The 12,646-nt window shown below is 49.5% G+C and carries 9 protein-coding genes; all 9 read right to left on the reverse strand.

The genetic code is table 11. From position 1 onward, the window contains the following. Positions 1-461 precede the first annotated feature (461 nt). Positions 462-1,910 carry a UDP-N-acetylglucosamine 1-carboxyvinyltransferase gene (gene murA, locus FGT79_RS15490; protein ID WP_138753732.1) on the reverse strand — a complete coding sequence of 483 codons (1,449 nt, stop codon included), beginning with the start codon at positions 1,908-1,910 and terminating at the stop codon, positions 462-464. 392 nt (positions 1,911-2,302) lie between these two features. Beyond that, complete coding sequence (locus FGT79_RS15495) at positions 2,303-2,569, reverse strand: DUF1146 family protein (RefSeq protein WP_138753733.1); 267 nt, start codon at positions 2,567-2,569, stop codon at positions 2,303-2,305. 129 nt (positions 2,570-2,698) lie between these two features. Next, a complete protein-coding gene (locus FGT79_RS15500) occupies positions 2,699-5,800 on the reverse strand; it encodes a S8 family peptidase (protein ID WP_246096454.1) in 3,102 nt (1,033 codons plus the stop codon). Between the two features lie 491 nt (positions 5,801-6,291). Beyond that, positions 6,292-7,842 carry an NADH-quinone oxidoreductase subunit N gene (locus FGT79_RS15505; RefSeq protein ID WP_138753734.1) on the reverse strand — a complete coding sequence of 517 codons (1,551 nt, stop codon included), beginning with the start codon at positions 7,840-7,842 and terminating at the stop codon, positions 6,292-6,294. 3 nt (positions 7,843-7,845) lie between these two features. Next, entirely contained in the window at positions 7,846-9,480 is a 1,635-nt protein-coding gene (locus FGT79_RS15510) for a complex I subunit 4 family protein (RefSeq protein WP_246096455.1), read from the reverse strand. Continuing rightward, positions 9,477-11,348, reverse strand: coding sequence for an NADH-quinone oxidoreductase subunit L (nuoL, locus tag FGT79_RS15515; RefSeq protein WP_138753735.1), 1,872 nt, complete (start codon positions 11,346-11,348; stop codon positions 9,477-9,479). Before nuoL ends, FGT79_RS15510 begins: the two co-directional genes overlap by 4 nt. An 8-nt stretch (positions 11,349-11,356) precedes the next feature. Continuing rightward, positions 11,357-11,659 (reverse strand): NADH-quinone oxidoreductase subunit NuoK, encoded by a 303-nt coding sequence (gene nuoK, locus FGT79_RS15520; RefSeq protein WP_138753736.1) that lies wholly within the window; start codon positions 11,657-11,659, stop codon positions 11,357-11,359. A gap of 3 nt (positions 11,660-11,662) precedes the next feature. Then, positions 11,663-12,181: an NADH-quinone oxidoreductase subunit J gene (locus FGT79_RS15525; protein WP_138753737.1), complete on the reverse strand. Its 519-nt coding sequence runs from the start codon at positions 12,179-12,181 to the stop codon at positions 11,663-11,665. Next, a complete protein-coding gene (gene nuoI, locus FGT79_RS15530) occupies positions 12,182-12,631 on the reverse strand; it encodes an NADH-quinone oxidoreductase subunit NuoI (protein ID WP_138753738.1) in 450 nt (149 codons plus the stop codon). Positions 12,632-12,646: the final 15 nt, after the last annotated feature.

Below are 12,646 nucleotides of genomic sequence, written 5' to 3' on the forward strand. Positions count from 1 at the left end.
TTGCATAACTACTGGAAAAACAACTAGGCAATGCGTCTGCATACGCTTACATCACATCCGATATTCATATGAATGGGGACCCATTTGCAGTTTAGAAAACCAATGGAGCCGGTATATTTTGAAGACAAGAATCACAAGAACCTGGCATGATACAATCATGACTACAACCATTAAAAAGAACAAACATCCATAGCATATAGTCCCATTAAGTATAGCTAAATTCGCAGCATAATCAATCTATAGCTAGATAATTATGCTCGGATCAAGCTGAGGATAGATAGCATGGATCGGCAAGGCGAAACGGCAGTAGCCGTCCTCAGGCTGCGTGTGTTTCATTCCGAGAAATATAGTGAAAGGATGGCGAAATCATATCCTTTCCTATATTTCAAAAAAAGAAGCTGTTTCAAATAAGCTCATTACAGCTTGTTTGAAACAGCTTCTTCATTGTGTTTGCCTTGACCCTAAGCCCAGGTCGGTTGAATCTTAAGAACAGCTACTTCCTTCTCACGCATGTAAGAAACAGCAGCTTCTCCTTCAGACGATGCTGCAACTGTACTAGCAGCTGCTGCAGCCAATTCCTTAGCTGGTTTAGATGATCGGGTAACGACTGACTCCTGATGGCTTGTCGCCACATCCAAAGCATTCTCAGCAACTGTCTCGATACGGTAAATATCCGCTCCTAGCGCGGCAAGCTTGCCCGTAATATCGACATAACCACGATCAACGTGATGCAGTCCGGTAAGTTCCGTCTCGCCTTCTGCACGTAATGCTGCGCAAATCAGCGCGGCTCCTGCGCGCAAATCAGTTGCGCATACTTTAGCACCTGTAAGCGGCAGCCCACCGCTAACGATAGCTGTGCGTCCATCGACTTTTATTTGAGCGTTCATTTTCTGGAACTCATCAACGTGCATGAATCGGTTCTCGAATACCGTTTCCGTCACTACGCTTGTGCCTTCTGAAACGAGCAGCAGCGCCATCATCTGCGACTGCATATCGGTTGGAAAACCAGGATGCGGCAGCGTCTTAACATCGACTGACTTCAGTACAGGTCCCGCTTGTACGCGAATACCGTTGTCGCTTTCGGTAATCTCCACGCCCATTTCTTGAAGCTTAGAAATAACCGGAGTCAGATGGTCTGCAATAGCGCCTTCCACGAATACGTCGCCGCCCGTAATAGCAGCAGCAATCATATATGTACCCGCTTCAACACGGTCAGGAATAACATGATGAACAGCGCCATACATGTGATCCACGCCTTCGATACGAATAACGCCTGTACCTGCACCGCGAACCTTACCGCCCATTGCATTAATATAATTAGCCAAATCTACAATTTCCGGTTCCTTGGCTGCATTCTCAAGAATGGTTGTGCCATCAGCCAATGCTGCCGCCATCATAATATTTTCCGTTGCTCCGACACTCGCTACGTCCAAATAAATTTTGGCACCCTTCAGACGCGTTTTTACGCTGGCTTCAATAAACCCATGGCCTAACGTTATTTCTGCACCCATCGCTTCAAAGCCCTTCAAATGCTGATCGATCGGACGTGTACCGATTGCACAGCCTCCAGGCAGTGAAATTCTCACCTTGCCAATACGGCCAAGAAGCGGCCCCATGACGAGGAAGGATGCACGCATTTTACGAATGAGCTCATAAGGAGCTTCAAATGACGTAATGGCTTGCGCGGTAATGCGCATCGTTTCATTGTTATAGGATAATTGTGCGCCTAAAGAGGCTAACACCTTCTGAATCGTCATAACGTCGTCGAGGAGGGGTACGTCATGGATGACGCTGTCTCCTTCTGTCGCTAATAATGAGGCCGCTAAAATGGGGAGTACTGCATTTTTTGCTCCGCTAACACGGACCGTTCCCTTCAAACGCTGGCCTCCGCGGACGATAATTTTGGTCATCTTATGGTTCCCTCCGCGAACTGCAATTTCTATTACCTATTCGTGTATTTTCTGGAATAACTCAATTTACCCAAACTTCATCTTATCACTCAACTACATGAATCGACAAGCGTTAATTTAAGGACATTTTTTGTACATGATTCCCTCGGCAATTTATGACCTTTTTCCACATAAACGGCTTTCATTTGAGCTGAACATAAGTTTCTCATACAAGGTGAAACGACTGTCTCCATTCTTTGGCGGCGCGCTTCATTCCGAGAAATATAGAGAAAGGATGGCGAAAGTATATACTTTCCTATATTTAAAATTAGACCCTAATGGATATCTATTCGTATGCCTGCAGCTTTTTGAGTCCGTCATGTATTACCCATTCTTGACATGTTTCGCATTTGTTATTCGACAAAGCTTTTGAGCAGCACCGTATAACCCCAATATTCCAATATAAACTTAGCCAATAAATGCCCCATAATAATGGCAACAAACACTTGAAACATGCGGGCTTTCGGACTGCGAGGAAACTTGAAAAAGGTTTCCCACTTAATCTCCTGCACGACAAACCAAACGAGTATTATACTCAGAATAACGATAATAATCGAAAACAATCCGGTCATACCGTTGTAGGTCTGTACGTTTTCATAAAGCTCATTATTCACGCTCATGCTGCCTCCCCGGCTTTCCCCTGTATTCTCAAGGGCTGAGCTTACAAGCATAAATAGATTACTTATCTACCTGATGCTTGCTGCCTATCTTTCAAACGAAAAGGAAAGCCAAATTGTTTTATGCAAATATTAGGAAATCACCCGATACAGGAGCACGGTAAAGTCTGCGCGGCTCGCATTCTGTTTCGGTTGGAAGGTTCCCGCATTCACGCCCTCAAGCTGCCCTGTCGCCTTCATAGCGAGCAGCATGGGAGCCGACCAATGGGTTCGAGATACGTCATTAAACGGGTCTCCAATTGGCATACGCGGCTTAACGCCTGCCGCATATCCGATAATAAGCGCCATCTCCGCTCTCGTGATCGGCTGATCGGGCTTAAAGGAGCCTCCAGGGAAACCTCTTATCCAGCCTTGGCTGACAGCGCTCGTTATTGCTGCATAAGCCCAATGGTCAGTGGATACATCCGTGAACCGCTTCGAGTTCAGCTTGCCTCCAGAGATCGGCTTATACGTCTTCACGACCATTGCAACAGCTTCTGCCCTTGTAATGGCTCGTTTCGGCTCGAAACGATTGTTGCCCGTGCCGTTTATGATGCCTTGTTTGCTGAGTGCTGCAATTTCATTCTGTGCCCAGTGACCTTTAATATCCTTGAAGCCAGCGACCAGTTCCTCCGCATTCACCTTCAATCGATAATACTGTCTGTCGAAGGGTGCATCCGCCATCAGCTTCACATAATAAATACCTGGTTGCAGCAGCTGATCACTCGTCTGGAGCTTGCCGCTGCCTGATGTGCTTGCGGTCGCTAATTGCTTCATACGTTTGTCGAACAGCTGAAGCTTCATATTTATATCAGTGGGCACACCCGTTATCGTCAGACCAATGACGCTGGGGGACGTGAGGCGGTACTGAAACCAATCGACGTCAGAGGCGCTTCCTATAACACCAACATATTCCGTACCTGGATTAATCATAAACGCTTCATATGATTTATCATTCGGTTCGTTCGGATCGTCGTATTTGGGCGTGTAGTCCACTTGGAGCGTATAGGTGCCAAGTGTCGGACTCGCCTCGGAAGAGATCGCATTGTGAACACGAATATAATATTTGCCAGGTGTCACGGTTATGACTGGAGACTGCTCTGTCTCCCCTTCGGATTCGTCGTCGTATACCATCAGCTGCTGCCCAGCCTTCTGCAGGGCAAGCCCCGGGTCAATCCGCGCCGTATTTGTGCTGAGCGCAAGCTTCAGCTTACCGCTTTGCGTGAAGGTTATCGCGAACCAATCACGATCGCCAAGCTGATGAAAATTGCCCGTAATCGATTGGGACCTCGGCTGAAGGGTCGACGCCTCATACGACTTATCGTTTTTCTCGTAATCGTCTGACTTCATCGTCAAGGTAGAGGTGAGCAAGTATGGCAAATTCTCATTGCTGCTTTGGTTGATCAGCTCGAGATGAATAAGATGCTGCCCTTTCTTCACATCCAGATCAATGGACCGATTCGCCAGCTTCGTATCGCTGGAGCTCTGCTTCACCCCATTGAAGAAATGAGTAAGCCTTACTGGCGGAACGATATTGCCGCTAGCCACCAGCCCCTCGTACTGAATCGTCAGCTTGCCATCATAAGGTGTATCTATCCGAAACCAATCGTGGTCTGCTGTCCCTTCCAGCAGGCCTGAGATTTGTGTGCCAAGAGGGAAGCGCGCCGCCGTTTTCTGGCTGTCGTTCGGTTCGAAACCGTCGCTCTTGAGCGCAGTGCGGACAGCTTGATCAATCTGCAGTAAGCCATAACCGAAAGAGCTGTCTGCTCCTGCTGTACCGATATTTTTGGCAGTTTGGCGCAGCAGCTCCCGAATCTGATACGGCTTTAACGTTTTGTATCGCGCCCATATGAGCGCCGCTGCGGCAGCGGCTTGCGGGGCCGCCATCGACGTCCCCTCCTCTTTCTTATACAAACCACCCATCGCTGTCGTATATACATTCCAAGGGGCAACGATATCCAGCTCCGTTCCCCGATTGGATCTGGCATCAACGACATTATTGGTTTTAATGCCGCCAACAGCGAGCACAGTCGGGTAAGCAGCAGGATATTTCACCGCCGCTTTCGTACCCAGCGTGACACCGTCATTGCCTGCTGCTGCAACAAGCAGTACGTTTTTGCTCTCCGCATACTGCACAATATCTAGCATATAAGGGGAATAACGATGCAGTCCGACAGACAACACGACGATCTTCGCGCCGCTGCGGACCGCATACAGTATAGCATCGCCCAGCTCTTGCTCCGTCCCATCGCCACGGTGATCGAGTGCCTTGATCGGCATAATGCGAGCCTTCCAGAGAATGCCTGCAACACCAATACCGTTATTGCCTTCAGCTGCGATAACGCCTGCAACACTTGTTCCGTGTCCATTGTCATCTTCAGGCGGCTTGCCCGGTTCAACTAAGTTGGCACCTGGAACGAGATTATCTTTCAAATCAGGATGGTTAAGGTCAATACCAGTATCCACAATCGCAATCGTCAGCTCTTGCTGCTCGCGAACGGTTTCCCATGCTTTCTTCGCTCTGATCTGATTCAGATACAGCTGCTTAGGCAGCTCAGGATCGTTCGCGGGCAGTACCGCTGCTGGTGCTGCTGCAACTCGCGCAGAAGATTCCGCTGCGGCATCCTGCGACTGCTCCGCTGCGGGCGAAGGCGTGCCGGCCTCTGTCTCATCAGCCGGCAAAGCTAGAATGTGCACCGATTCATTCGGGTGCACATACTCTACGCCCGGCAGGCTCTGCAGCCGGCCGAGCCACTCTTGTACGTCCGCGTCCTTATCCGCCGGACGTACGAGCATGACCGCCGCCTCATTCTGGCGGCGGAGCACCTGCGTCCCGCGCAGCTCGTGAGTGAGCGCGGGGCTGCTCCATTTGAGCAGCCAGCTTTGCGGCTGCTCTGCAGCGGCGCCTGCGGCGTCGACTGCGGCGCTGGAAGCGGCGGCGAGCGCCGCAGGCGCCGCTCCGGGAGCGAACCCTGCGGGGGCTATGCCCCCGAGGGTGACGCTCCCGAGCAGCAGTGCGAGCAGCGCCTGGCGGAGCAGCTTGGGCGCGGCGAGCTTACGCTTTGCGCCTGATGCATGCTTGCGCAGGCGCTTCAGTTGAGCCTTTCCGAAGGGCACTTTGCCTGCCTTTAGTCCCGCTGAATCAACAGTATTAAGCTTTGCGCCCTGTTTTGTTCCTATTCGTTTAATCATCATATTCTGCCTTCGCATATGGGATCTGTAATGTTTGTCCCTGCTTTCAATTAAAAATGCCACTCTTAACCATTCTCTTTCTGACAGCCAATTCCCTTGTTGCCTGCAGACAAAAGGACAAAAGACCTACACGGTTCACTTATCCTCACAATAAATAGTCGGTAATAATCCTTATCTATTATTTCCCGGTAAATACATACTAGAATGATGCACAATTGCGGATGTCTCACACGTCTCAAAGACTACTAAACCAACCCTTCCGCCCTGCTGCTCAATACCCACTTCATTTGGTTATGAAACAGGTGAATTTGCTTTCAATAGCTTCGGTTCAGCCCCTTGCTCATGCCTAGATCATGCACCTTTAACTCATAGACGGATAAAGAACGATAGAACTAAGAAGGGATTGCTCTGCAGGTCCGTGTACATAACCGCTTGGAGCAATCCCTTATGTTTATCGATTACGCAGCAGCAAGCTTCTTAGCTTACCTGTACCGTTAACCAAGCATCATTAAATCACTTTGCAACGAGAATACAACGTCGATCCATTCCATAATAGGCCCAGGGAATAGGCCGAGCGCAATTGTCGCTGCTGCACATACCCAGATGACAATACCGGTTTCCACAGGCACCCGAATTCGTTCTTCATCACTCCCGCTTCGCATGAACATCTGCCGTACGAAGCCAAAGTAGAAGTAATAAGAGATGACGCTGCTTGCAACTATAATGACAACCAGCCAATAAGCCTTTGCATTCGCTGCCCCAAGAAGAATAAACAGCTTGCCGAAAAACCCACCCGTAACAGGCAAGCCTGCGAGCGATAAAACAAAAACAACCATCGCCGCAGCGGTCCATGGAGCGCGGTAATACATCCCGGCGAAGCTTCTGAGCTCATCATTCCCTGAGGCGCGGCTTACCGCCGACACAACCGCAAACGCACCTATCGTCATGAATAGATAGGCAATGAAATAATAGACGAATTCAGAGAAGTTGCTGCTATGAACGACCGACAGCGAGAGACCGATAGGCACAAGCATATAACCAGTATTCACCACACCGGAAAGGGCAAGCAGCCGCTTTGCATTTTTTTGCCTAAGTGCAGCCATCGCCCCCGCCAGCATCGCAGCAGCAGCCAGCACGAGCAGTGCAAGCCAAATATCATCAGCTACAATCGCATGCTCATCTCTCAAGGTCAATAACGTACTATATATAATTCTAAACAAAGCAGCGAACGCTGCTCCCTTGGCAATAACCGCAAGAAAAGTGGATATAGGTGTAGGTGCTCCTTGATAAACATCCGGTGCCCAAGCATGAAACGGTGCGGCCGCGACTTTAATGCCAAAGCCGGCAATGATAAAGAAGAAGCCCACATACGCAAGCGCTTTGAAGTCAGTAAGGGCGGCTGGCAACGCCTCCGCAATGCCCCCCAAATCAACTGTGCCTGTAATCCCGTACAAATAAGACATACCGAACAGCAGCATAGCGGAGGAAATGCCTCCCGTTACCACATACTTAAACGCAGCTTCGGCAGACAAGGAGGATTTCCGCTTTAGTCCTACCAAGATGTAGCTCGTTAAACTAAGCAGCTCCAATCCGATATACAGCGTCACCAAGTTTCCTGATGATGCCATCATCATTGCTCCGATAAGCGCTGGTAGCAGTAAATAGAAATATTCGGCTCTAGCCGTGATCGCTTCATCATCCCGAACGGAACCTAGTGCAAGCAGCGTTACTAGAGCCGTCCCAGCAAGAAACATTATTTTGAGCAGGCTTCCGAAATCATCAACCCGGTAGCTGTTACCAAGCAGCTGAATCGCTTCACCGGATACGCCCCCTTGATTCATATCTACCATTCGCAGCACCACAAGAAGCAGTGAGCCTGCAATACCTGCTAGCGTAAGCCAGCCGATCGTAAGACGCGTTATGCGCCTCGGCATTAGCAAATCAAGCAAAATGAGCAAAACAAAAACTGCGGCAAGCAGAAACTCCGGGGCAAGGTAGAGCATATCTGTCCACGTCAGCGGCACAAATGGAACCTCTTTCAGCATAGTCTAACCCCCCGCCCTTGTTGCAAGTAATTGATCGAGCAGACCGTCTATGCCAAGCTGCGTCGTATCCGTCAGCACGGATGGGAAGCAGCCCAGAAGCACAATGAACGCGAGCAGTACGATCATCGGAATCGCTTCGATTAGCCTCGCATCCTTGAGTGCCGTGTAGTCTTCCCGTTGCAGCCCGAAGGTGATCTTCAGCACGGCGCGCAGCATGTAGACCGCTGTCAGAATAATTCCGACAGCCGCTGCCACACTCAGCCAGCGCTGTGATTCGAACAGCCCCAGCAAGGAGAGAAACTCTCCGATGAAGCCAGATAACCCCGGTAAGCCAAGCGAAGCGAGGCCTGCCGTCAGCAATACTCCGCTGACAAATGGCATCGAGCGGGCTAAGCCTCCCAGCTCGCGCAGATCAGTTGTTCCCGTACGCTCATAGATGCTGCCTACAACTAAGAACAGCAGCGCAGACACAAGTCCATGCGACACAAGCTGAAACACCGCGCCCTGCAAGCCAATCTCATTCATCGCAGCCAATCCTAGCAGAACGATCCCCATATGACTAATCGAGGAGTAAGCAAGCACAAGCTTGAACTCCTGTTGACGCAGGGCCAGCAGTGCGCCGTATAACAGATTGATAACGCCAAGCGCAGCGAGTGGAATCGCGAATGCGCGTGCCTGCTCTGGAAAGAGCAGCAGACCGAACCTGAGCAGACCGTATGCGCCCATCTTGAGCAGCAAGCCGGAATGAACCATGACAATAGCAGTAGGAGCTTCCGTATGCACTTTCAGCATCCACGTATGGAAAGGAAAGATCGGCAGCTTGATGCCGAATGCAACGAGCAACAGAATGAATAACGTCCATTGCATCGTATGAGTCATTAAGAACGGATTAACGGTACCCATTTGCTCTGGTGCAAGGTTCACCCAAGCCCCTGAATCCGCAAGATTGTGAAAGATGTTTGAATAACTTCCGCTGTATAAGAAGCTTACCTGATCACCGATTTGATCCATGCGGAAACCGGCGGTATTCACGAGAATGACAAACGCGATCAACATAATAGCTGAGCCGATGCCATTATAAATCAGAAACTGATTAGCAGCCCGCTCACGATTGAAATAGCCCCAAATACCAATTAAGAAGTACATCGCAATAAGCGTGATTTCAAAAAGAATAAAAAACAAAAAGAGGTCTCGGGCCAAAAAAACACCAAGTATTCCTATCTCAAGCAGCAGAAACCATATAAAGAAGGCTTTCCACCTTTTTTTGACTTGAATAACGGCGAGCGACGCCATTGCGGCTACAATCGTTGTCAGCAGGAGCAGCGGCAGCGATAATCCATCAACGCCAAGCTCATATTGAAGCGTGAACTTGAATTCGGAAGGAACTGCTGCCTGCGTCTCCTTATTCAGTGGAATGTCTGCCCAGCTCTGCTGTTCATCAAAGACAGATCCGTCCTGCTGCTTGTCGTACTCAGAATAAAGCCAGAACGATAGAACAAGCGGAATTAGCGTTGCGACTACGACCGTCTTCTTCATCCAATTGCTCCGATTATGGGGCAGCGCGAGAAGTACAACTATTCCTAGCAATGGTGAGAATAATATAAACGATAAGATAGGAATATCATTCAGGATGCTCATGGTAGGAACCTCCTTCCTACTATCGCAGCCACAAGCACCACAAGCCCGATAGCAGCAGCTAAGCTGTAGGTTTGCGCTTGACCATTCTGCAACCGTGCTGCTGCTCGGCCTGCCGTGCTAACTGCAGCCCCTGCTATACGAACGATACCGCCTATTACATAAGTATCGAATGCAAGCAGTACGTTGCCAAGCAGCTTCAAAGGCTTTATGATGACGGCTGAGTAAAGCTCGTCGTTATAATAGCCTCGTTCTAACAATCTCACCAGCCATGGCAACCTCTCATGCCAAGCAGCGAAGCTGATGCTTCTCTTGCCATAAGCCAGCCAGCCTATATAAATACCTAGAAGACCTACCGCAACAGAGTAGGCAATTACTGCTCCGCTGGCGTGTGCTTCTTCCGATCCGTCCGTAAGCCATGTTCCTAACCAGCCGTTCCATGGCGTCTCGACGAAGCCTGAGACAGCAGCGAGCACCGCAAGCACGATCAGCGGAAGCGTCATTACAGCTCGTGATTCCTGTGCATCCATTGATGCCGCACTTGGTTTCCCCATAAATACAAGGAAGAACAGCCGGGACATATAAAGAGCCGTTAAGAAAGCAGCAGCCAGACCTGCGCCAAACAGCAGCGGATTCGTTTCCCAAGCTGCGGACAAGATCAAATCCTTCGACCAGAAGCCAGAGAACGGCGGAATACCGATAAGAGCCAACGCGCCTATGGCAAAGGTCCATGTGGTCACGCTCATCTTCGAGCGCAGGCCGCCCATTTCGTTAATGTTCTGTGTATGTACGGCGTGAATGATACTCCCCGCACCTAGAAACAGAAGGGCTTTGAAGAACGCATGCGTGAATAAATGAAAGATCCCGCCCGTCAAGGAGCCAAGGCCGAGTGCCATCATCATATAACCAAGCTGGCTTACAGTCGAATACGCCAATATTCGCTTAATATCGTTCTGAGCCAGCGCAATCGTCGCCGCAAATATAGCAGTGAATCCACCGACATAGGCGATCGTTTCCATCGCTGCGGCTGAATCCTGAAAAATATCAAATGTACGGGCAATGAGAAATACGCCCGCGGCAACCATGGTCGCGGCATGAATCAGCGCGCTGATTGGCGTTGGTCCCTCCATAGCGTCCGGCAGCCAGACATGCAGTGGGAATTGGCCAGATTTTCCGATGGCACCCACGAATAGCAGCAAAGCGATTAGCGTTGTAATTCCGTTTGTGATCGCTCCAGATTGTCCATCGAATACACTTTGAATCGTCGTGAAATCAAGCGCATGCTCCGGCATGTACCAGAACAGCAGCAATATCGCAAGCAACAAGCCAACGTCGCCTACTCGCGTAACGATAAAAGCTTTCTTAGCAGCTGCGCGTGCCTTAGGTAGCGTAAACCAAAAACCGATGAGCAGAAATGAGCATACGCCGACAAGCTCCCAAAAAATATAAAACGACAATAGATTATCCGATAATACAAGACCTAACATTGAGAAGGTAAATAACGAAACATAACCGTAGAACACGGTAATCCGTTCGTCATCCTTCATGTAACCCGCCGAATACAGCTGAACTAAGAGGCTGACAAGCGTTACGACCGCCAGCATCAACGTAGTCAGATTCGTAATCTCAAATCCAATCCGAAGCGAATAATCCCCTATGGCCAGCCACTCAATAGAATAATTGTAGTCCACTTGGTTCGCACCGAGCCGGTCTACTACAATGAATAAGGAGAACAAAAAGGCTGCAAACGAACCTACAATACCTATTAATACGCCCACGCGCCGGTAGCTTCGGCCGAGCGCCGTCAAAATAAGGAAGGCTGCCAGCGGAAACAACGGGATAAGCCATGCCGTTTGTGTTAATTTATCCATACGCTGCGCTACCTCCTCATTTTGTCAAATTCATCGACATTAACCGTTCCGCGCATTCGGAACAAAGCTATTAATATCGCTACGCCTATGGCTGCCTCCGCTGCTGCAACTGTGATGGTGAATAGAGAGAAAATTTGACCCGTCAAGGAAGGGACAACGCCATATTTTGAGAAGGCGACCAAATTCAAGTTTACTGCATTCAGCATGAGTTCCAGACAGAGGAGTACGACAACTGCGTTCCGCTTCACTAAGGCACCGTACAGTCCGATACAGAATAACATGGCTGCTACCGTTAAGTAGGAGGCTAACATAGGTCAATCCGCCTCCTTTTTGGCAATCACGATAGCACCTATAAACGCGACTGTTAGCAGCACAGACAGCAGCTCAAAGGGGATCACATATCCCGTATATAAAAGCTCGCCAATCGCCATCGTATTGTCCTCTCCGGGCTGAAACGGTTGTTGTTGTTCAGGAAAGGTCGTTGTACGGATGGCATAGAATAGAATGCCGAATAGGCTAATCGCAGCAATGGCTGCCAACGTTTGGTGCAGAGGCTTCGAAGGCTCTTGCTCCACCGCATGATGCTTCGTCATCATAATGCCGAAAATCATCAGTATCGACACAGCACCCGCATAGATTAGCACCTGAACGAAAGCTACAAATTCAGCTTCAAGCAATACGAACATGCCCGCCAATCCAATGAATACCGCCGCCATAGAAATAACCATATGAACGACCTTTTCCAAGCTAAGCATGAGAACAGCTCCGCAGATCATAATCGCCGAGAGGGTAAAAAAGGCGACGAATTCGCCTGTTATCGCAATATTAAACAACTATTTCGCGCCCCCTTTGGCCGGCGCACCTATATTATTGTTATCCTGCCGGGTAAGCGTGTTATTGTCCGTAAGCCACTGCGCATCCTTGAACAAGTCATCCCGGCTGAACGTTGCCAGCTCAAAGTGGTTGGACATGACAATCGCTTCGGTCGGACACACCTCCGTACAAAGATCGCATAGAATGCAAATCTCGAAATTAATATCGAACGTATCGATAACTTTGCCCTTTTTATCGGGGTCCGGATTCGGTTTGCCAGTCAGCGTAATGCAATCCGTCGGACAAATACGCGCACATTGATTGCATACGATGCAGAGATCCGGTATAAAATGCTGGATGCCGCGGAAGCGATCCGGCATAACGATTGGTACGTCAGGATAGGAAGTGGTCACTTTTGGAGCCGTCATCGATTTGAGTGTTACACCCAGTCCTTGCAGCATTCCTTTCATTTCCTTCTCCCCTTT

The sequence above is a fragment of the Paenibacillus sinopodophylli genome, from assembly GCF_005930355.1.
Lineage (GTDB): Bacteria > Bacillota > Bacilli > Paenibacillales > Paenibacillaceae > Pristimantibacillus > Pristimantibacillus sinopodophylli.